18 protein-coding genes are annotated in these 21,328 nt (G+C 68.3%); 16 read left to right on the top strand and 2 right to left on the bottom strand.

The features are described from left to right. Positions 1–85 precede the first annotated feature (85 nt). The 10 genes from DSHI_RS09930 to DSHI_RS09885 all read left to right on the top strand — a co-directional run bounded on the left by DSHI_RS09930 (position 86) and on the right by DSHI_RS09885 (position 10,963). Positions 86–1,105: a BMP family protein gene (locus DSHI_RS09930; RefSeq protein ID WP_012178618.1), complete on the top strand. Its 1,020-nt coding sequence runs from the start codon at positions 86–88 to the stop codon at positions 1,103–1,105. Next, the gene (locus DSHI_RS09925) at positions 1,105–2,649 is read left to right on the top strand and encodes an ABC transporter ATP-binding protein (RefSeq protein WP_012178617.1); all 1,545 of its coding nucleotides are present in this window, start codon (positions 1,105–1,107) and stop codon (positions 2,647–2,649) included. Before DSHI_RS09930 ends, DSHI_RS09925 begins: the two co-directional genes overlap by 1 nt. Next, positions 2,639–3,688, top strand: coding sequence for an ABC transporter permease (locus tag DSHI_RS09920; RefSeq protein WP_012178616.1), 1,050 nt, complete (start codon positions 2,639–2,641; stop codon positions 3,686–3,688). The genes DSHI_RS09925 and DSHI_RS09920 overlap by 11 nt, the downstream gene beginning before the upstream one ends. A gap of 1 nt (position 3,689) precedes the next feature. Then, positions 3,690–4,634 carry an ABC transporter permease gene (locus tag DSHI_RS09915; RefSeq protein ID WP_012178615.1) on the top strand — a complete coding sequence of 315 codons (945 nt, stop codon included), beginning with the start codon at positions 3,690–3,692 and terminating at the stop codon, positions 4,632–4,634. A 31-nt stretch (positions 4,635–4,665) separates the two neighbouring features. After that, positions 4,666–5,397 carry a class I SAM-dependent methyltransferase gene (locus DSHI_RS09910; protein WP_012178614.1) on the top strand — a complete coding sequence of 244 codons (732 nt, stop codon included), beginning with the start codon at positions 4,666–4,668 and terminating at the stop codon, positions 5,395–5,397. Between the two features lie 7 nt (positions 5,398–5,404). Beyond that, complete coding sequence (locus DSHI_RS09905; protein WP_012178613.1) at positions 5,405–6,673, top strand: amidohydrolase family protein; 1,269 nt, start codon at positions 5,405–5,407, stop codon at positions 6,671–6,673. Positions 6,674–6,720: 47 nt separating this feature from the next. Next, positions 6,721–8,082, top strand: coding sequence for a GSCFA domain-containing protein (locus tag DSHI_RS21370; protein ID WP_012178612.1), 1,362 nt, complete (start codon positions 6,721–6,723; stop codon positions 8,080–8,082). 155 nt (positions 8,083–8,237) lie between these two features. Then, complete coding sequence (locus tag DSHI_RS09895) at positions 8,238–9,251, top strand: ABC transporter substrate-binding protein (protein ID WP_012178611.1); 1,014 nt, start codon at positions 8,238–8,240, stop codon at positions 9,249–9,251. Positions 9,252–9,301: 50 nt separating this feature from the next. Next, a complete protein-coding gene (locus DSHI_RS09890) occupies positions 9,302–10,102 on the top strand; it encodes an ABC transporter ATP-binding protein (protein WP_012178610.1) in 801 nt (266 codons plus the stop codon). 39 nt (positions 10,103–10,141) lie between these two features. Then, positions 10,142–10,963 carry an ABC transporter permease gene (locus DSHI_RS09885; protein WP_012178609.1) on the top strand — a complete coding sequence of 274 codons (822 nt, stop codon included), beginning with the start codon at positions 10,142–10,144 and terminating at the stop codon, positions 10,961–10,963. A 116-nt stretch (positions 10,964–11,079) separates the two neighbouring features. On the opposite strand, the gene truA is transcribed toward DSHI_RS09885, so the two are convergent. Next, entirely contained in the window at positions 11,080–11,853 is a 774-nt protein-coding gene (truA, locus tag DSHI_RS09880) for a tRNA pseudouridine(38-40) synthase TruA (protein ID WP_012178608.1), read from the bottom strand. A 116-nt stretch (positions 11,854–11,969) separates the two neighbouring features. On the opposite strand from truA, the gene DSHI_RS09875 reads away from it, so the two are divergent. Genes DSHI_RS09875 through DSHI_RS09865 form a run of 3 tightly spaced genes read left to right on the top strand, consistent with a single transcriptional unit; the run spans position 11,970 to position 16,028 of the window. Continuing rightward, a complete protein-coding gene (locus DSHI_RS09875; RefSeq protein WP_012178607.1) occupies positions 11,970–13,382 on the top strand; it encodes a YcjX family GTP-binding protein in 1,413 nt (470 codons plus the stop codon). Then, positions 13,379–14,395: a YcjF family protein gene (locus tag DSHI_RS09870; RefSeq protein WP_012178606.1), complete on the top strand. Its 1,017-nt coding sequence runs from the start codon at positions 13,379–13,381 to the stop codon at positions 14,393–14,395. Before DSHI_RS09875 ends, DSHI_RS09870 begins: the two co-directional genes overlap by 4 nt. A 13-nt stretch (positions 14,396–14,408) precedes the next feature. Beyond that, on the top strand, positions 14,409–16,028 hold the full coding sequence (locus tag DSHI_RS09865; RefSeq protein ID WP_012178605.1) for an FAD-dependent oxidoreductase: 1,620 nt from the start codon (positions 14,409–14,411) through the stop codon (positions 16,026–16,028). Positions 16,029–16,056: 28 nt separating this feature from the next. Here the strand turns inward: DSHI_RS09865 and DSHI_RS09860 are convergent, their stop codons facing one another. Next, positions 16,057–16,728: a hypothetical protein gene (locus DSHI_RS09860; protein ID WP_012178604.1), complete on the bottom strand. Its 672-nt coding sequence runs from the start codon at positions 16,726–16,728 to the stop codon at positions 16,057–16,059. A 351-nt stretch (positions 16,729–17,079) separates the two neighbouring features. Between DSHI_RS09860 and ileS the strand changes: the two genes are divergently transcribed. The 3 genes from ileS to DSHI_RS09845 all read left to right on the top strand — a co-directional run bounded on the left by ileS (position 17,080) and on the right by DSHI_RS09845 (position 21,272). After that, positions 17,080–20,055 carry an isoleucine--tRNA ligase gene (ileS, locus tag DSHI_RS09855; RefSeq protein ID WP_012178603.1) on the top strand — a complete coding sequence of 992 codons (2,976 nt, stop codon included), beginning with the start codon at positions 17,080–17,082 and terminating at the stop codon, positions 20,053–20,055. 99 nt (positions 20,056–20,154) lie between these two features. Then, entirely contained in the window at positions 20,155–21,024 is an 870-nt protein-coding gene (yghU, locus tag DSHI_RS09850; protein ID WP_012178602.1) for a glutathione-dependent disulfide-bond oxidoreductase, read from the top strand. Beyond that, positions 21,021–21,272 carry a DUF3253 domain-containing protein gene (locus tag DSHI_RS09845; RefSeq protein ID WP_012178601.1) on the top strand — a complete coding sequence of 84 codons (252 nt, stop codon included), beginning with the start codon at positions 21,021–21,023 and terminating at the stop codon, positions 21,270–21,272. Before yghU ends, DSHI_RS09845 begins: the two co-directional genes overlap by 4 nt. The last annotated feature ends 56 nt before the right edge of the window (positions 21,273–21,328 follow it).

Below are 21,328 nucleotides of genomic sequence, written 5' to 3'. Positions count from 1 at the left end.
ATCCGCATGAAATAGATCTTGAACGGGCCGCGTCTGGACCGTTTGGTCAAGGACAGAGATAAAAACCGAGCTTCAGGGAGCCACCATGTCACAGCCACCAGCCAGGACCGGCCTCAGCCGCCGCGCCTTCGTCTCCTCCGCCCTTGCGCTGGGCGCTGCGGGCGTCCTCGTCCGCCCGGCCGCCGCCGCCGACCCGATCAAGGTCGCGGGCGTCTACACCGTCCCGGTGGAGCAGCAATGGGTCAGCCGCATCCATATCGCCGCTGAAGCCGCCGCCGCCGCGGGCCAGATCACCTACACCTTCTCCGAAAACGTCGCCAATACCGACTACCCCCGCGTGATGCGCGAATACGCCGAGAGCGGGATCGAGCTGATGATCGGCGAGGTCTTCGCGGTCGAGGCCGAGGCCCGCGAGGTCGCCGCCGACTACCCCGAGGTGGCCTTCCTGATGGGCTCCTCCTTCCTTGAGGACCCGAGCCTGCCCAATTTCGCCGTGTTCGACAACTACATCCAGGACGCGGCCTACCTGACCGGCCTGATCGCGGGGGCGATGTCCGAGGCGGGCAATATCGGCATGGTCGGCGGCTTCCCGATCCCCGAGGTCAACCGCCTGATGCACGCCTTCATGGCCGGCGCGCGCGAGATCAACCCGGACGTGACCTTCCAGGTCAGCTTCATCGGGTCGTGGTTCGACCCGCCCAAGGCCAAGGAAACCGCCTTCGCCATGATCGAGAACGGCGCCGACCTTCTCTATGCCGAACGCTTCGGGGTGTCGGACGCGGCGCAGGAACGGGGCCTTCTGGCCATCGGCAACGTGATCGACACCCAGGCGGATTATCCCGACACCGTGGTCGCCTCGGCCCTGTGGCATTTCGAGCCGACCCTGCAGGCCGCCATCGCGGCGGTCAACGCGGGCGAATTCGAGGCGGCGAATTACGGGGTCTTTTCCTACATGCGCGAAGGCGGCAGCAGCCTCGCGCCGCTGGGCACCTTCGAGGACAAGGTCCCGGCCGAGATCAAGACCCTGGTGCAGGAACGCCAGGACGCCATCAAGGCCGGCACCTTCACCGTCGAGATCAACGACGAAGAGCCGACCTCCTCCTGATGACCGAGACCAACGGGGCGCGGCCGGTACTGCGCCTCGATCAGATCACCAAGCGCTTCGGCGCGCTCACGGCCAACGATGCGATCAGCTTCGATCTGCACGCGGGCGAGGTCGTGGCCCTTCTGGGTGAGAACGGCGCGGGCAAGACCACGCTGATGAACATCCTCTTCGGCCACTACACCGCCGATGAAGGCACAGTGGAGGTGTTCGGCCAGACCCTTCCGCCGGGGGTGCCCCGCGCCGCGCTGGCCGCGGGGGTGGGCATGGTGCACCAGCATTTCACCCTGGCCGACAATCTCAGCGTGCTCGACAACGTCATCCTCGGGACCGTCCCGCTCTGGCGCGCGGGCCTGGGCAGCGGCGCGGCCCGGCGCAAGCTGCGCGCGCTGGCCGAGGATTTCGGGCTCCAGGTCGACCCGGAGGCCCGCGTCGGCACGCTCTCGGTGGGCGAACGCCAAAGGGTCGAAATCCTCAAGGCGCTCTACCGCGACGCGCGGATCCTGATCCTGGACGAGCCGACCGCCGTGCTGACCCCGCAGGAGGCCGAGGCGCTCTTTGCGACCCTGCGCCGGGCGGTGGCGCGGGGCATGTCGGTGATCTTCATCTCCCACAAGCTGCACGAGGTGATGAGCGTGGCCCATCGCGTCGTGGTGCTGCGCCACGGCCGCGTCGTCGGCCGGGTCGCCACGGACGAGACCGACCGCCACGCGCTGGCCGAGATGATGGTGGGGGCCGAGATCACCGCCCCCGCGCCCCGCCCGGCGACCCCCGGCGCGGCCCTGATGACGCTCGACCGGGTGTGCACCGACGCCCGGGGCACCGCCACCGGGCTGCGCGACGTGTCGCTGACCCTGCGCGCGGGCCAGATCACCGGGCTTGCCGGGGTCTCGGGCAACGGGCAGGCGGCGCTGGCGGACCTGATCGGCGGGCTTATCGCGCCCGTCGCGGGCGCTCTGCGCCTCGGCAACGCAGAGGTCGCCGACTGGTCGCCCCGCGCGGCCCTGGCCCAGGGCATCGGCCGCATCCCCGAGGACCGCCACAAGACCGGCACCATCGCCGATTTCACCCTGACCGAGAACGCCATCCTGGAGGCTTACCCCAAGGCGCAATTCTCCCGCTCGGGCTGGATGCGCTGGGGCGCCGCCGAAAGCTTCGCGCGCGACGTGATCGCCAGCTACGATGTACGCTGCCCGGGGCCGGAGACGCCCATCCGGCTGCTGTCGGGCGGCAACATGCAGAAGCTGATCCTCGGTCGCGTGCTGGAGGACGGCCCCCGCATCGTGCTCGCCAACCAGCCGGTGCGCGGGCTCGACATCGGCGCGGTGACCTATGTGCAGGAGCAGTTGATCGCCGCGCGGGACGGCGGCGCGGCGGTCCTGCTGATCTCCGAAGACCTCGACGAGGTGCTGGCGCTGTCGGATGTCATCCACGTCATGTCCGAGGGGCGGCTCTCGCCAGAGTTTGCGCGCGGCTCCATGACCCCGGCGCAGCTGGGCGTCTGGATGGCGGGCGACGGCTTCGCGGAGGATCCCCATGCGGCTTGAAGCCATCCCGGCCCCGACCCTGACCCGCACCCTCGGCCTGCCCGCCGTCGCGCTCACCCTGACCGTGATCGCGGCCTCGGGCCTGGCGCTGGTGGCAGGCGGCGATCCCTTCGCGGTGCTGGGGCTGATCGTGCAGGGCGCCGTCGGCTCCAAATTCGCCCTGCTGGAGACCCTCAACCGCGCCACGCCGCTGATCTTCACCGGCCTCGCGGTCGCCGTCGCCTTCCGCGCCAAGCTGTGGAACATCGGCGCGGAGGCGCAGCTTTACGGCGGCGCGGTCATCACTGTGGTCCTGGGCACGGGCTTTCTGCCCTGGCCCGCGGGCGTCCTGCTGCCGGTGCTGGTGATCGCGTCGATGCTGACCGGCGCGCTCCTGCTGCTCGGCCCCGCGTATCTCAAAACCCGGCTCGGGGTGGACGAGGTGGTCACCACGCTACTGCTGAACTTCATCGCGCTTCTCTTCGTCTCCATGCTGCTCGAAGGCCCGCTGAAGGACCCCATGGGCATGGGCTGGCCCAAGTCCGAGCGCCTGATCCCCGAGGCCCGGCTGCCGCGCCTCGTGGACGGGCTGCGCCTGCACTGGGGCTTTGCGCTGGCCCTGATCGCCGCCGCCGCCGTCTGGGTGATCCAGACCCGCACCACGCTGGGCTACGAGATGCGCGCCGTGGGTCAGAACCCGGACGCCGCGCGTTTCGCGGGCATCCCGGTGGGCGCGGTGATCCTGAAAACCGCCTTCCTGTCGGGCGGGCTCGCGGCGCTGGCGGGGTTTTCCGAGGTGGCGGGGCTCAAGGGCTCGCTCACCCTCGATCTCAGCCCGGGCTTTGGCTACACCGGCATCATCGTGGCGATGCTCGCCCTCCTGAACCCGCTCGGCGTGGTGGTCTCGGCGCTCTTCGTGGCGGGCGTCTTCGTCGGCGCCGACAGCATGAGCCGGGCGGCCGACGTGCCCACCTATATCGCCGACATCCTGCTCGCACTCGCGCTCCTGTCCATGGTCCTCGCCATCCTGCTGACACGCTTCCGGGTGGTGCGCGACTGACATGGAAATCCTCGACATCCTCCTGTCGGCCAGCTTCTGGGCCGCCGCCATCCGCATCGCCAGCCCGCTGATCTTCGCCACCATGGGCGAGCTGATCTGCGAACGCGCCGGGGTGCTCAACCTCGGGATCGAAGGGATCATGGTCGCGGGCGCCTTCGCGGGCTGGATGGCGGTCTATACCGGCACGGACCTGTGGACCGGCGTCGCCGTGGCCTTCGGCGCGGGGATGCTGTTCGGCCTCCTGCATGCCACGCTCACCGTCCCCTTCGGCCTGAGCCAACACGTGGTCGGCCTCGGCATCACGCTGCTGGCGACCTCCGCCACCTATTTCGCCTACCGCGTGGCGCTGCCCGAGGTCTCCTCCCCCCCGCGGATCGAGGCGTTCCAACCCTACGAGATCCCGCTTCTGTCGGACCTGCCGCTCCTCGGCCCGGCCCTCTTTTCGCAAACCCCGCTCACCTATCTCGCTTTCGCCGTCGCGGGCCTGACCGCTTTCACCCTCTACCGCACGCCGCTGGGCCTGGCCCTGCGCGCCGCGGGCGAAAACCCCTCCGCCGTCGAGGCCCAGGGCCTGAGCGTCACCGGCCTGCGCATGGGCGCGGTCATCGTCGGCTCGGGCCTGATGGCGGTGGGCGGCGCGTTCCTGACCATGTCGGCCTTCAACTCGTTCTTCTTCGAGATGGTCAATGGCCGCGGCTGGATCTGCATCGCACTGGTTGTCTTCGGCGCCTGGCGCCCGGGCAAGGCGCTGCTCGGCGCACTTCTCTTCGCGGCCTTCGATGCCCTGCAAGTGCGGCTGCAACAGACCGGCCTCGGCGCGGACATCCCCTACCAGGTGTTCCTGATGCTGCCCTATATCCTGTCGATCCTCGCCCTGATCGTCATGTCGCGCCGCGCAGAGGTTCCCGCCGCCCTGATGGTGCCCTATAACAAGGGCACCCGTTGAGGCGGTGCGCGCCCACCAGATAGGCAAGCCTATGAAATTCAAAGACTATTTCTACACCCAAGACATCTATGCCGGGTTCGACATGGACCAGGTTGCGCCCGACACCCAGGGCTGGGGCAGCACCGCGGGCATCTTCGCCAAGCTGCTGGACGAGCTGAAACCGGCCAAGATCGTCGAGGTCGGCACCTGGAAGGGCGCGTCGGCCATCCATATGGCCAAGCTCTGCGCCGAGGCCGGGATCGAGACCGACATCCTCTGCATCGACACCTTCCTCGGGGCGAGCGGCCTGTGGCTCCGGCCCGGCTATGCCGAGGAAATGCTCAAGACGAAGAACGGCATGCCGACGATCTTTCCCACCTTCCTGCGCAACGTGATCGACGCGGGCCTCACGGACGTGATCACCCCCCTGCCGCTGCCCTCGCGGGAGGCGGCGACCGTGCTCGTGAAACGCCGGATCCGCGCCGACCTGATCTATATCGACGGCGACCATTCCTACGAGGGCTGTCTTGAGGACCTGCGCAACTACCGCCCGGCCCTGGCCCCCGAGGGGCTGATGCTGGCCGACGACTACACCTTCGACGGGGTCAACCGCGCGATCACCGAGTTCGTGGACGAGACCGGCTGCGAGATGCTCGACACCGGCAACAAGGTGGTCCTGAGCTTCGGCCGCGACATCACCGGCCTGCGCGACTGGCAGGCGGAGATGGCCGAGAAACGCGCCGCGATGGAGGCGCGCAAGGCCGCCGCCGCCGCCAAGGACTGAGCCGCCCATGGTCGACATTCTGGTCAAGGGCGGCACGCTGCCCGACGGCACCCAGGCCGATATCGCCATCACCGGCGACCGCATCGTCGACGTCGCGCCCGGGATCGCCGCCAAGGCGGGCGAGGTGATCGACGCCACCGGCGATCTGGTCAGCCCGCCCTTCGTGGACCCCCATTTCCACATGGACGCCACGCTCAGCTACGGCATACCGCGGATCAACGCCTCGGGCACGCTGCTCGAAGGGATCGCGCTCTGGGGCGAGTTGAAGCACGAGACGACCATCGACGCGATGATCGACCGCGCCCTGCGCTATTGCGACTGGGCGGTCTCCATGGGGCTGCTGGCGATCCGCTCCCATGTCGATACCTGCGACGACAGCCTCAAGGGCGTGCAGGCGATGTTGCAGCTGCGCGAGACGGTCAAACCCTATCTCGACCTGCAACTGGTGGCCTTCCCCCAGGACGGGCTCTACCGCGATCCGACCGCGCGGGAAAACACCCTGCGCGCGCTGGATATGGGGCTGGACGTGGTGGGCGGCATCCCGCATTTCGAGCGCACCATGGCCGATGGTGCCGCCTCCGTGCGCGATCTGTGCGAAATCGCCGCCGACCGGGGCCTGCCCGTCGATATGCACTGCGACGAGAGCGACGATCCGATGTCGCGGCATATCGAAACCCTGGCGGCGGAAACCGTCCGCTGCGGGCTGCAGGGCAGGGTGGCCGGATCGCACCTGACCTCCATGCATTCGATGGACAATTACTACGTCTCGAAACTGCTGGCGCTCGTGGCCGAGGCCGGGATTTCGGCGATCCCCAACCCGCTGATCAACATCATGCTGCAGGGCCGCCACGATACCTATCCCAAGCGCCGGGGCCTGACCCGCGTGCGCGAGATGCAGGCGCTCGGCATCCCCGTGGGCTGGGGCCAGGACTGCGTGCGCGACCCGTGGTATTCGCTGGGCACCGCCGACATGCTCGACGTGGCCTTCATGGGGCTGCATGTGGCGCAGATGTCCGCGCCGGAAGAGATGGCGCGCTGTTTCGAGATGGTGACCGAAACCAACGCCGCGATCATCGGGCTGCCGGATTACGGGCTGCGCAAGGGGGCGCTGGCCTCGCTCGTGGTGCTCGATGCCGCCGACCCGATCGAGGCGGTGCGCCTGCGCCCGGACCGTTTGTGCGTGATCTCCAAGGGCAGGGTGGTCTCGCGCAAGGCGCGCAACGATGCGGCCCTGACGCTGCCTGGCCGCCCCGCCACGGTCCACCGAAGGCATTGAGACGGCGCGGCCCTTGCGCTCCGGCTCCAGCACGTCACACTGCCGCCATGACATCCAACCCGATCGAGACCGGCCCCGCACCAGAGGTGCTGCGCCGGGCGTCCCGCAACCCGCTGCGCCGCTACCCCACGCCCGACGCCGGGGGGGACCGGCTCTACCCGCTGGCCATGCCCGCGCCGACCCCGTCCTTCGAATTCAGTTCAAAAGAAACCGTCTTCGCCCTCGGCTCCTGCTTTGCCCGCAACATCGAGGACGCGCTGGCCGCCGAAGGCTTCCGCGTGCTCAGCCGCGAGTTCGACCTGGGCGAGATCGGCGCGAGCCTCGATGATGCCGCCAATTTCTTCAACAAGTATACCATCCACTCCATGCTGAACGAGCTGCGCTGGGCCTTCGACCGCGACAGCTTCCCCGGCGCGGACATGCTCTACCCCCTGCGCGACGACGACACCGCCTACCGCGACCTGCAACTGGGCTCGGCCAAGCTCGCCTTCCCGCGCGACCGCATCCTCGCCTTCCGCCACCGGTTTCTGGATGCCGTGGCCCAGATCGCCGAGGCCGACGTGGTGGTGATGACCCTGGGCTATGTCGAAGGCTGGCGCGACACCCGGCTCGACCTGGCGCTCAACACCGCGCCCCCTCCGGCACTCTGCGCCCGCGAGCCCGACCGCTTCGCCTTCGAGGTGCTGAGCTACGAGGATGTGCTGGGCGGACTGCGCGCCTTCCACGCGCTGCTGACCGCCCACCGCACCAAGCCGCTCAAGATGCTGCTGACCGTCTCGCCCGTCCCGCTCCTGAGCACCTTCCGCGACATGGACGTGCTGGTCGCCAACTCCTACTCCAAGGCCGTGCAACGCGCCGCGGTCGAAACCTTCGTCGCCGAAACCCCCGGCGTCGACTACTTCCCGTCCTACGAATGCGTCACCCTGAGCGACCCGGCCGCGATCTGGACCGAGGGCGACTTCCGCCACGTCGCCCCCGATCTGGTCACCCGCATCATGTCCAGCGTCCTGACCGCCTATGTCCCCGGCTGGGGCGATAAGGGCGCGCTTACCCGCGCGGCGACCCGCGCCACCACGCGGCTTCTGCTCGGCGCCGGACGCCATGACGAGCTTCTGGCGCTGCTCGACGCCCACGGCCCCACGGACGATGCCGAGCTGACCGCCGCCCACGCCCTCGCCCTGCGCCGCACCGACCGCACCGCGCAAGCCGTGGCCCTGATGTGCGAGGTGGTCGAACGCACCCCCGACGACCCCCAGCCCCTCGAACGGGTGATCCGCTGGTGCGAACAACTCGACCGCATGGCCGTGGCCCGCGACTACCTCGACCTGCACGCCCAACGCTTCCCCAAGCGCCGCAAGTTCCGCCGGGGCCGCAAGTGCCGCAAGGCCGCCAACCGGGGCCGCGGCTGACCCAAGGGCACCGCCTGTTTTTCGGGCATCTGCCACCCGGACCGGCAAAAAACCCCGGACCAGACCTTGACCTTGCCGGGCGTCTCTCGGACCCTTCGCCCAGATACCGCCCGGCGCCGGTGCCGCCCCGGGCATAACCAAGAGGGAGTTCCCGCGTGTTCCAACGCTTCACACAGATCTGCGCGGCCGGGGCCGTGCTGGCCGCCGCCACCGCCGCCGGGGCCGAAACCGAGGTGCCCTTCGCCCTCGACTGGAAATTCGAAGGCCCCGCCGCCCCCTATTTCGTCGCCGTCGACAAGGGCTATTTCACCGATGCGGGCCTGTCGGTGGAAATCGCCGCCGGCCAAGGCTCCCTCGACGCGATCCCCAAGGTCGCCACCGGCGCCTTCCCCGTGGGCTTTGCCGACATCAACTCGCTCATCAAGTTCCTCGACCAGAACCCGGGCGCGCCCGTGATCGCGGTGATGATGGTCTATGACAAGCCGCCCTTCGCCATCGTCGGGCGCAAGTCGCTCGGCGTCGAAGCCCCCGCCGACCTCGAAGGCCGCGTGCTCGGCGCGCCGCCCCCCGACGGGGCCTGGGCGCAATTCCCGATCTTCGCCGCGGAAAACGACCTCGACACCGACGCCATCACGGTCGAACCCGTGGGCTTCCCGACCCGGGAGCCGATGCTGGCCCAGGGCGAGGTGGCCGCGGTCACGGGCTTCTCCTTCTCGTCCTACCTCAACCTCGTGCGCCTCGGCGTGCCGGAGGACGACATCTCCACCATCCTGATGGCGGACCACGGCGTGGACCTCTACGGCAACGCGATCATCGCCAACACCGAATGGGCCGCGGAAAATGCCGAGCTGCTGACCGGCTTCCTCGGCGCCGTGGTCAAGGGCTGGGCCGATGCCATCGCCGACCCGGCGGCCGCGATCCCGTCCCTGATCGAACGCAACCCCGCCGCCGATGCGGAGCTTGAGACCCGCCGCCTGCAACTGGCGATCGACGCCAACGTGGCGACCGACTACGCGCTGGCCAACGGCATGGGCGGGATCGACGCGGACCGCATGGCCAACGCGATCGAGCAGATCAAGCTGACCTACGAGTTCCAGAACGCGCCCGACATGAGCCTCTATTTCACCGACGCCTACCTGCCCGGCGCCGAGATGCGGATGCTCAAGTGACCCCTCTGCCCGGGGGCACCCCCCCGGGCGACCAGCCGGAAGGACGCGCCATGACCACCAGCATCGAGATCGCCGGCATCACCCATGCCTATGACACCGCGTCGGGCAAGCTGCCGGTGCTCCACAATCTCGACTTCACCGTGCCCTCGGCGGCCTTCTGCGCCGTGGTCGGCCCCTCGGGCTGCGGCAAGTCCACGCTCACGCGCCTCGTCGCGGGCCTGCTGATCCCCGACGAAGGCGAGGTGCGGCTCGACGGCCAGCCCGTGAAGGGCCCGCGCGCCTCGGTCGGCATGGCTTTCCAGAACCCGGTCCTGCTGGAATGGCGCACCATTCTCGACAACGTGATCCTGCCGCTGGAAATCGTGCCCAATTCCCTCTCTCGCGCCCAGAAAGAAGACCGCGCCCGCGAACTGCTGGCGCTGGTCGGCCTCGAAGGCTTCGAGGCCAAGCGCCCATCCGAGCTGTCGGGGGGCATGCGCCAGCGCGCCTCGCTCTGCCGCGCCATCGCCCACAAGCCCGACATCCTCATCATGGATGAACCCTTCGGCGCGCTCGACGCCTTTACCCGCGAGGATCTGTGGCAGACCATGCACCGCCTCCGCGCCGAAGAGCCGTTCACCTGCATGCTCATCACCCACGACCTGCGCGAATCGATCTACCTCGCGGATCAGACCATCGTGCTCTCGGACCGCCCCGCGCGGGTGCAATACACGCTCGACACCTCCTTCGGCGGGCGCACCGATCTCGACATGCTGTTCGAGCCCGAGGCGGTCGAAATGCTCCATGACCTGCGCAACCAGATCAAGGTCGCCCAGGGCCGCCAGGACGCACCCGTCCAGGCCGCCGAATAGCGCCCCGAACAGCCCGCTGCACAGAAAGACCTCTCCGCCATGGCCTATGTCCCCGATCCCTTGCCCCGCGACAGCCGTGGCCAGAGCCTTGTGAAAACCCTGACCTCCCGCGCGGTGCTGGCCCCCCTGGGGGCGGTCATCGTGTTCCTGCTGTTCTGGGAAGGGCTGGTCTGGATCAACGACTGGCCGAATTTCGTCATGGCCTCCCCCTCGGACCTGCCGCCCGCCTATGCCCGCTACTGGGAGCTGTTCCTCATCATGGGGTGGCAGACGCTCTGGCGCACGGTGGTGGGCTTGTTGCTCGCCGTGGTGGTGGGCGTCGGCATCGGGATGCTCATGGGCTTTTCGCGGGTGATGCGCGACGCGCTCTATCCGCTGCTCGTGGGGTTCAACGCGATCCCCAAGGCGACCGTTGTGCCCATCGTCGCGCTTCTCTTCGTGGGCCAGCACGATTTCAACACGATTCTGATCGCCTTCATGATCTCGTTCTTCCCCATCGCGGTCTCGATCTCCATCGGCCTGTCCACGCTGGAGCCGGAATACCGCGACATCCTCCGGTCACTTGGCGCCTCCAAGACCACGATCTTCTGGAAGATCGCCCTGCCGAAAACCCTGCCGGAGTTCTTCGGCGCCCTGAAGGTCTCCGTCACGCTCGCCTTCATCGGCACCAACCTGATGGAAATCGTCTCCCCCCATGGCCGCGGCCTCGGCGCGCTGTTCGACAGTGGCAAGACGAACTCCGACTACCCGCTGATGTTCGCGGTGCTGATCGCCTTGGCCTTCCTCGGCATCGTGCTCTACTACATCGTGGTGGCGCTGGAGCGGATCTTCGCCGGCTGGGCCGAACGCGCGGAAAGCTGAGCGGCGTCAGGGGTGCCACGGGTTGTATACAATTTTGGCCCGATTGTTCCTGATAGGTGCCATACACTTGCCCGACACCTTGCCGACAGGGGTCCGACGCCGATCCGATGCGGGGTTTACGCCGGTTTGAACGGGTCTTCGGGGTAGCGCACGGCGCGCAAATAGAGCCCCTGGGGCGCGCAGACCGGCCCGCAAGCCGCCCTGTCCCTGGCCTCGAGCGCGGTCTTCACATCAGCCGGATCCCACGCTCCGGCGCCGACGCGCTCCAGGGTGCCGACGATGCTACGGACTTGATTATGCAGGAAACTTCGCGCCCGAAGGTGGAACCGGAACTCCGTGCCCGCGTCCCGGGGGCTCTCCTCGATCGTGATCTCGTCGAGCGTCTTGACCGGCGAGGCCGCCTGGCACATGGTCGACCGGAAAGTCGTGAAATCATGCTTTCCGATCAGGTACTTGGCCCCTTCGCGCATGGCCTCGACATCCAGCGGATTCATCACCCGCCACACCAGCCCCGCGTCATGGGTCGCCGGCGCGCGCCGCACCAGGAGACGGAAGAGGTACGACCGCTCAAGTGCCGAGAATCGCGCATGAAAATCCTCCCCCACCCGCGCCGCCGCCAGCACCGCCACCGGCGCCGGTCGCAGATGGGCGTTCAGCGCCTCGGACAGCCGGAACGGATCCCAGTCGCGCGCCAGATCCACATGGGCCACCTGACCCAGCGCATGCACCCCCGCATCCGTCCGCCCCGCCGCCGCGATCCCGGCATGATCGGGCTGCAGACCCCTTAACGCCGCCTCCACCGCGCCTTGCACGGAGGGCTGTTCGCGCTGGCGCTGCCAGCCCGCGAAAGGGGCGCCATCATACTCTATTTTCAGGGCAAATCTCGGCATGGGGCCTGTCCTAGCGCGCCGCGCGCGGCAAGACAATCGGCTTGGCGCCACCCGCGGCCTCTTTAACTTTCGGGGGGACAGCCTCTATGTAGAGGCCGAGCACGAAGGACACGGATTTGGTTTTCTCCACACTGACCGACACGATCGAGCGCGGGGTCACAGGCCTGGGCAGCGCGGTCTCCGAGACGTTTTTCGAGCCGGTGATCCGGCTCGGCGTGACGGGCCTGAGCCGGTCGGGCAAGACCGTGTTCATCACCTCGCTGGTGGCCAATTTGCTGGACCGGGGCCGGATGCCGCAATTCCAGGCGGCCGCCACCGGCGCGCTGCAATCCGCCTATCTGCAGCCCCAGCCCGACGACACGGTGCCGCGGTTCGATTTCGAGACCTCGCTGGCGCAGATGACCGGGCGCAACCCCACCTGGCCCGAAAGCACCCGCGCGATCTCGGAGTTGCGAGTCTCCCTGCGGGTGCAGCCTCAGGGGTTTCTGGGCGCGCTGTCGCGGCCCCGGACGGTGCATCTCGACATCGTGGACTACCCCGGCGAATGGCTTCTCGACCTTGCCCTGTTGGACAAAACCTATGCCGAATGGTCGGCGGACATACTTGTGCGGCTACGGACCCGGCCCGGGGCGGAGGCGTTTCTGGCCGCGCTTGAGGCCGCCGATCCCGCCGCCAAACTGGCCGAGCCGGACGCGCAGGCGCTGGCGCGGGCCTACACCCAAGCGCTCCACGCCGCGCGGGCGGCGGGGTATTCGGACTGCACCCCGGGGCGCTTCATCCTGCCCGGGGAGCTGGAGGGATCGCCGGTGCTGACCTTCGCGCCCTTGCCGCCGGGGCCATACCCGCGCGGCGCGCTCGGGCGGGAGTTCGAGCGGCGGTTCGAGGCCTACAAGCGCGAGGTGGCCAAGCCCTTCTTTCGCGACCATTTTTCCCGGATCGATCGGCAGATCGTATTGATCGACGCGCTTGGCGCGCTCCATGCGGGGCCCGGCGCGGTGGAAGACCTGCGCGCCACGATGCAGGACATCCTGAGCGCGTTCCGTCCCGGCGCGAACAGCTGGCTGAGTGCCGTTCTGGGCCGACGGGTGGAGCGCATCCTGTTTGCCGCCACCAAGGCCGACCACCTGCATCACAGCCAGCACCCGCAACTGACCGCGATCATGGAGGCGCTGGTGCGCGATGCGCGCCGCCGGGCGGATTTCGCCGGGGCCGAGACCGGGGCCATGTCCATCGCCGCCCTGCGCACCACGGTGGAGGAGACCCGCGTCCATGAGGGCCGGAGCCTCGACCTGGTGCGGGGCACGCTGCTGGAGACGGGCAAGCAGGCGGCGTTCTTCGCCGGCGAGTTGCCCAAGGACCCCAACCAGGTGCTGGGGCCCGCGCGGGACGGAGAGACCAGCTGGCTCGACGGGGACTACGCGGCCATGCGGTTCGCGCCCGCCAGGATCAGCCTCGCGCCGGGGGAGGGGCCGCCCCATATCCGGCTCGACCGGGCGGCGGAGTTTCTGTTGGGGGACCGTTTGAGATGACCGACACACGCAAATCGTCGGTGGTGATCGACCTCGAAGACGCCCCGCAAGGGGCGGAGGAGAGCCCGGCGACCGCCCCGCCGGTGCCCGACCTGCCCGGTGTGCTGCCCCAGGGCCAGGCGATGCAGACCGCCGCCCGGCTGGCGGCGCGGCGGCCCTCGCGGCTGGTGCAACTGTTTTTGTCCTCGGCCTTGGCGCTGTTGCTGTTCATGGCCGGGGTGGCGGCGACCGATTTCGTCACCGGCCTGCTGAGCGCGACCCCCATTCTGGGGGCGGTGGCGGGGGGCTTGCTGACGCTCGTGCTGCTCAGCGCGCTGCTCATCGCTCTGCGGGAATGGCTGGCCTACAGGCGCCTGGGCAAGCTCGACGCGATCCGGTTGCAGGCCGATGCGGCCCTGTCGGGCGGCAGCCTGCCCGAGGCCAGGGCGGTGGCGGGGCGCATCGCCGCGCTTTACGCGGACCGGCCGGAATTGCAGGCGCCGCGCGCCACGCTGGACCGGGCGGTCAAGGACCAGTTCGAGCCGGACGCGGTCTTTGCCCTGCTGGAGCGCGAATTGCTGGCCCCGCTGGACCTGCGCGCGGAGGCCGAGATCGCCGCCGCCACCCGCCAGGTCGCCACGGTCACGGCGCTGGTGCCGCTGGCGTTGGCCGATGTGGTGGCGGCGCTGACCTCGAACCTGCGGATGATCCGGCGGATCGCCGAGATCTATGGCGGGCGCGCGGGCACGCTGGGCAGCTGGCGGCTGACGCGCTCGGTGCTGACCCATCTGGTGGCCACGGGGGCGGTGGCGGTGGGCGACGACCTGATCGGGTCCGTCGCCGGGGGCAGCGTTCTGTCGAAAGTGTCCCGCCGGTTCGGCGAGGGCGTGGTCAATGGCGCGCTGACCGCCCGGGTCGGGGTCGCGGCGCTGGAAGTGTGCCGCCCGCTGCCCTTCGGGCCCAAACGCAAACCGTCGGTCACGCGGCTGGTGAAACAGGCGTTGGGCGGTCTATTTTCCTCGAAAGACACATAACGGCGGAGACCCCATGGACACCCTTGCCCCCGACCTGCGGACCATGGTGCGCACCCCCCTGACCGAGGCCCATGTGGCGGCGATGCGCCGGATCGGGGTCGAGCGCGCCTATGCCGCGGGGGCTGCGGTAACCGCCCTGGGTGCGGCCCAGGACCGGTTCCAATACGTGCTGGAAGGGGAGTTGGAGGCGGTTGATCCGGTCACGGGCGGGCGCTATGGCGGGGCGAGCCTGGGCCCCGGGCAGTTCGTGGGCGAGATCAGTTTTCTCAACGATGGCAAGGTGATGCTGGCCAGCCGGGCCTGCACCGACAGCGTTCTGCTGGAGGTGCCGCGGGATGCGATGCTGCGGCTGATGGCGGACGTGCCGGAGATGAGCGACATCATCGTGACCGTGTTCGCCGCGCGGCGACGGCGGCTTCTGGAGAGCCAGCAGGCGGCGCTGACCCTGCTGGGCGCGGACAGGGACCGGCAGATCCGGCAGATCGCGGCCTTTGCCAGCCGCAACCGCATCCCTTATCGCAGTCTCGATCTCGACGATCACGAAGCCGAGGATATCGCCCAGGCCTGCGCGCTGCTGCCGCGGCATCCGGCGGTGATCTTCGGCACGGACACGGTGGTGGAGGACCCCAGCCCGCGCAAGATCGCGCGGTTGCTGGGCATCGACATGGCCCTCGGGGCCGATCATGTGTTCGACGTGCTGATCGTCGGCGGCGGCCCGGCGGGGATCGCGGCGGCGGTCTATGCCGGGGCCGAGGGGCTGAGCGCGCTCGTGGTGGAGGATCTGACCATCGGCGGGCAGGCGGGCACCTCCAGCCGGATCGAGAACTACATGGGGTTCCCCACGGGCATCTCGGGCGCGGACCTGTGCTGGCGCGGCGAGGTGCAGGCGATGAAATTCGGCACGCGCTTTGCCGTGCCGCGCCGGGCGGTCCATGTGGCGCCGCTGGCCGCGGGCGGGTTTTGCGTGACGCTGGATGACGGCGAGGAGGTCCGCACCAGGGCGATCGTGATTGCCACGGGCGTGCAGTACCGCAAGCTGCCCATTCCCCGGCTGGAGGAGTTCGAGGGGGCGGGCGTGTACTACGCCGCCACGGATGTGGAGGCGCGCTATTGCCGGAACACGGATGTGGTGGTGATCGGCGGGGGCAACTCGGCGGGGCAGGCGGCGATGTTCCTGTCGCGCAGCGCGCGCCATGTGCATGTGCTGATCCGGGGCGACGGTCTGGCGGCGTCCATGTCCTCCTACCTGTCGGAGCGGCTGGACCGGGACCCGGCGATCACCCTGCACCGGCGCACCCAGGTCACCGGCCTGCACGGCACCGACCGGCTGGAGGAGGCGACGATCCGCGACGGCGTGATGGGACAGGACTGGACCCTGCGCACGGGGGCGGTGTTCGTCATGGTGGGGGCCGCGCCGAACACGGGCTGGCTCGACGGGTTGGTGACGCTGGACGACAAGGGGTTCGTGCATACCGGGCCGGAGGTCGGGGGGCGGTCGACCTACGAGACCTCCTGCCCGGGGATCTTCGCCGTGGGCGATGTGCGCGCGGGGTCGGTCAAGCGCGTGGCCTCCGGGGTCGGCGAAGGCTCGGTCGTGATCTCGAAGGTGTGGGAGCATGTGAACGCGCCCTGAGCGAGGCCCGGGGCGCGTTTGGGATCGGTCAGGCGGGCTTGCGGCGGGCGCGGCGGCCAGCGAAGGCCAAGGCGCCGAGGCCAAGCGCCCCAAGGGCCAGCGACGGCGGCAGCGGGATCGGAGCGACGTTGACAAAGGCCTGTGCTCTGGCCAAAGCCCCTGTGGTGGCCCCCTGGTCGAACACCGTCAGCCCGATCTCGTACTCGCCCGGCGCGAAGGGGTCGAAGGGCTGGTAGTTCGGCAAGACGGCCCAGAACCCGAAGCCGAGGTTCTGCGACTGCTGGTTGATCTGCTGGCCCGCTTCGAGGAAGGGTGTGCCGTCGAGCAGGAAGGTGCTCACATCGCTGTTGCCGGCCGCGGTGTTGAAATCCACGGTGAGGTAGACGTCATAGTCGTCGATCGTCTTGCCCGCGCCCAGATCCACCGACCAGTCGATGTTCCAGATCGCGAGGCCCGGATCGCTTTCGCCGGCTTGGGTGTTGTAGACATTGCCCACGGGCGTGATGTCTCCGACAAAGCGGTTCTTGGCCTTGATGCCGATCTCGATATCGTTGCCCGCGTCGTTGTTGCGGTCGATGGTGAACTGCTCGTTCGAGTTCCCCGACCCGATGCTGAACGGAATGTCCAGCGTGCTGGCGTGCGCAGCGGTGCCCAGGGCAAGTGCTGTGGCAGTGCCGAGCAGAATGGATGTGATACGCATGTACGTCCTCCCGAATTCGTTACATGCTCGCGAACGTAACGGAGCGATGAGCGGTGGCAATGGGCCGGGCCGCCCGACAGCACAAATTTATCGTAACTTTTCATAAATTTTTCTTGGATTGATTTAATGTGTGAATGAATTGGATCCGGGCGCTCGATTGTTTCCCGAAGACAGGTTGCGATTGTGGCCCTTGGGCAAGGGGCCTATAACGCCCGCATGACATGGCTTTTGGCACCCATTCCCCGAATTAGCCGCCCGGCGCTCGCCTGATCCGAGCTGCCGGGACAAGGCGTCTGGAAACCCGCGCCGCCCTCCTTTTTTGACCGACATGACCATACAGGATGCCCGGACATGTGCGCCGACACGCCGACTGCGAACCAGTACAAAGACACGCTGAACCTGCCGAAGACCGATTTCCCGATGCGCGCGGGCCTGCCCAAGCGGGAGCCCGAATGGCTCGCCCGGTGGGAGGAGATGGGGATCTACGACCGCTTGCGCGAGAAGGCGAAGGCCGAGACGCGGCCTGCCTTCACGCTCCATGACGGGCCTCCCTATGCCAACGGGAACCTGCATATCGGCCACGCGCTGAACAAGATCCTCAAGGACATGGTGGTTCGGTCCCAGCAGATGATGGGCCGCGACGCGCGGTACATCCCCGGCTGGGACTGCCACGGCCTGCCGATCGAGTGGAAGATCGAGGAGAAATACCGCGCCAAGGGCCGCGACAAGGACGAGATCCCCGTGATCGACTTCCGCCAGGAATGCCGCACCTTCGCCGAGGGCTGGGTCGATGTGCAGCGCGAGGAGTTCAAGCGCCTCGGCGTGACCGGCAACTGGGAAAAGCCGTACCTGACCATGGACTTCCACGCCGAGCGGGTGATCGCCGAGGAATTCATGAAATTCCTGATGACCGGCACGCTCTACCAGGGCTCCAAGCCGGTGATGTGGTCGCCGGTGGAGAAGACCGCGCTGGCCGAGGCGGAGGTCGAATACCATGACCGGCAGACCGACGCGATCTGGGTGAAGTTCCCGATCACCAAGGCGCGCGTGGGCGAGAGCCCGGTGGACGAGCCGGACGACCATATGGGGGCGGGCGCGCAATTGCTGGCCGAGCAGTTGGAGGAGTCGGCGGTCATCATCTGGACCACCACCCCCTGGACCATCCCGCAGAACCGCGCGATCTGCTTCGGGGAGGGGATTTCCTATGGTCTGTACGAGATCACGGCGACGCCGGAGGAGTGCTGGGCGTCCGTGGGCGATACCTACATCATGGCCGACGCGCTGGCCGAGGCCGCGCTGACCCAGGCGCGGGTCGAAGGGTTCACCCGGCGGCGCGATGTCACCGCCGGGGAGTTGAGCCGCGTGACCTGTGCCCATCCCTTCGCCGGGGCCGAGGGGGCCGGGGGCGAGTGGGATTTCGACGTGCCGCTTCTGGCCGGGGACCATGTGACCGACGATGCCGGGACCGGCTTCGTGCATACCGCGCCCAGCCATGGCGATGACGACTACGCCATCGGAGTCAAGCACGGGTTGCCGATGACCTATAACGTGCTGGATGACAGCAGTTATCGCGCCGATCTGCCGTTCTTCGGCGGCGAATGCATCCTCAAGCCCAACGGCAAGCCCGGCGGGGCCAACAAGGCGGTGATCGCCAAGCTGGTGGAGCTGGACCGGTTGCTGGCGCGCCAGCGGATCACGATCTCGGACGCGCATTCCTGGCGCTCCAAGGCGCCGGTGATCCGGCTCAACCGCCCGCAATGGTTCGCGGCCATCGACAAGCCCGTGGGCGACGGCAACGACACCTATGGCGAGACGATCCGCCAGCGCGCGCTGACCTCGATTGACCAGCTGGTGACCTGGACGCCGCAGACCGGGCGCAACCGGCTCTATTCGATGATCGAGGCACGGCCCGACTGGGTGCTCAGCCGTCAGCGGGCCTGGGGTGTGCCGCTCACCTGCTTTGTGAAGAAGGGTGCGCAACCTGCTGATCCCGATTATCTTCTTCGCGATCCGGCGGTGAATGCACGGATCGTCGAGGCGTTCGAAAATGAAGGCGCGGATTCCTGGTATGCCGAGGGCGCCAAGGCACGGTTCCTGGGCAACGAGCATGACCCGGAGGCCTATGAGCAGGTCTTCGACATCCTGGATGTGTGGTTCGATTCAGGATCCACCCATGCCTTCGTGCTGCGCGACCGCGAAGACGGGTCCGAGGACGGTCTGGCCGATCTCTACCTCGAAGGGACGGACCAGCATCGCGGCTGGTTCCATTCCTCGATGCTGCAGGCCTGCGGGACCATGGGGCGCGCGCCCTATCGCGGGGTGCTGACCCACGGCTTCACCCTGGATGCCAAGGGCAACAAGATGTCCAAATCCGTCGGCAACACCGTCGCGCCCGAGAAGGTCGTGCAGCAATACGGCGCGGACATCCTGCGGCTCTGGGTGGCGCAGTCGGATTACACGGTCGACCTGCGGATCGGGGACGAGATCCTCAAGAACGTCGCCGACAGCTACCGGCGGCTGCGCAACACCATGCGCTACCTTCTGGGGGCGCTGAGCGCGTTCGAAGAGGCCGACCGGGTGGCGCCCGAGCAGATGCCGGAGATGGAGCGGGTGATCCTGCACATGATGGCCGACCTCGACGAGCGGGTGCGCGCGGGCTACGCGGCCTATGATTTCCAGGGGGTGTTCCAGTCGGTCTTCCACTTCGCGACGGTGACCCTCTCGGCGCAGTATTTCGACATTCGCAAGGATGCGCTCTATTGTGATAAGCCCGACAGCCTGCGGCGGCGCGCGGCGCTGACGGTGATGGATGCGATCTTCCACCGGCTCACCGCCTGGCTCGCGCCGATCCTTGTGTTCACCTGTGAGGAGGTCTGGCTGGAGCGGTTCCCCGGGCCCGACAGCTCGATCCACCTGCAGGACTTCCCCGCGCCGCGCCCGGACTGGCGCCACCCGGAGGCCGTGGGCCGCTGGGAGGTGATCCGGGGCGTGCGCCGGGTGGTGACTGGCGGGCTGGAGCTGGAACGGCAGGCCAAGACCATTGGCGCTTCGCTGGAGGCGGCGCCGACCGTCCATGTGCCGGCCCATGTGGCTGGGATGATCGATCCGGAGCTTTTTGCCGATACCTGCATCGTCTCGCAGCTGACGGTGTCCACCGATCCGGTGCCCGAGGGGGCCTTCACCCTGCCGGATGTGCCCGGGGTCGGCATGGTCTTTGCCCGCGCCGAGGGGGAGAAATGCCAGCGCTGCTGGAAGATCCTGCCCGATGTGGGCACCCATGCCCATCCGGGCACCTGCGCGCGTTGCAACGACGCGTTGGACGCCTAGGCGCGAGGAACTGCCACAGCCGATGGCCCGCTCCTGCAGGGGAGTGGGCCGAAGCGGTTTGGGCGCTACATTCGCCCGCAGAGAGAGAAGGCCCTGAACATGACTGAACCCACCTATACCCCGCCCGCCGTCTGGACCTGGGAGACCGAGTCCGGTGGCAAGTTCGCCAGCATCAACCGTCCGGTCGCGGGGCCGACCCATGACAAGGCGTTGCCCGTGGGGGAGCATGGCTTGCAGCTTTATTCCCTGGCGACGCCGAACGGGGTGAAGGTGACCGTGCTGCTGGAGGAATTGCTCGCCGCGGGGCACACGGGGGCGGAATATGACGCCTGGCTCATCCGGATCAACGATGGCGACCAGTTCGGGTCGGGTTTTGTCGAGGTCAATCCGAATTCCAAGATCCCGGCGTTGATGGACCGGACCGGGGAGACACCCGTGCGGGTGTTCGAATCCGGTGCGATCCTGCTGCATCTGGCGGAGAAGTTCGGCGCGTTTCTGACCGGGCCCGAGGCGCGGGCGGAGATGCTCTCATGGCTGTTCTGGCAGATGGGCAGCGCGCCTTACCTCGGCGGCGGGTTCGGGCATTTCTATGCCTATGCGCCGGAGAAGATGGAATATCCGATCAACCGCTTCGCCATGGAGACCAAGCGCCAGCTCGACGTGCTGGACCGGCATCTGGCGGAGCGCGACTGGATGGCCGGCGGGGTCTATACCATCGCGGACATGGCGATCTGGGCCTGGTACGGGCAGCTGGTGCTGGGGCGGCTTTACGAGGCGGCGGAGTTCCTGGATGTGACCAGCTATACCCATGTGCTGGACTGGGCTCAGCGGATCGATGCGCGCCCGGCGGTGCAGCGGGGGCGGATGGTCAACCGCACCTTCGGGGACCCGGCGATGCAGCTGCATGAGCGGCATTCGGCGGCGGATTTCGACACCATGACCGAGGACAAGCGCGCCGCCGCCGGGTGAGCCCGGGCCGCGCCGATATCCGGGCGGCCCTGCTGGCGCTGGCGGCGCGGCGCGGGCCGGGCAAGACCTTCTGCCCGTCGGAGGTCGCGCGCGGTCTTGCCGCCGACTGGCGCGCGTTGATGCCCGAGATCCGGGCAGAGGCCGCGCGGCTGCAGGCCGAGGGGCATCTGCAGGGCTTCCAGCGCGGGCGTCCGGTCGATCCGGCAACCGCCCGGGGACCGATCCGGCTGGGCCTGCCGCGCGGCTGAGACCGCTTTGCGGGCGCGGGCCTGCGTGCTAGCAGGGTCCGTCACCCGGTCCGGAT

Source organism: Dinoroseobacter shibae DFL 12 = DSM 16493, from assembly GCF_000018145.1.
GTDB lineage: Bacteria > Pseudomonadota > Alphaproteobacteria > Rhodobacterales > Rhodobacteraceae > Dinoroseobacter > Dinoroseobacter shibae.
This window is presented reverse-complemented; position numbering and strand designations above follow the sequence as displayed.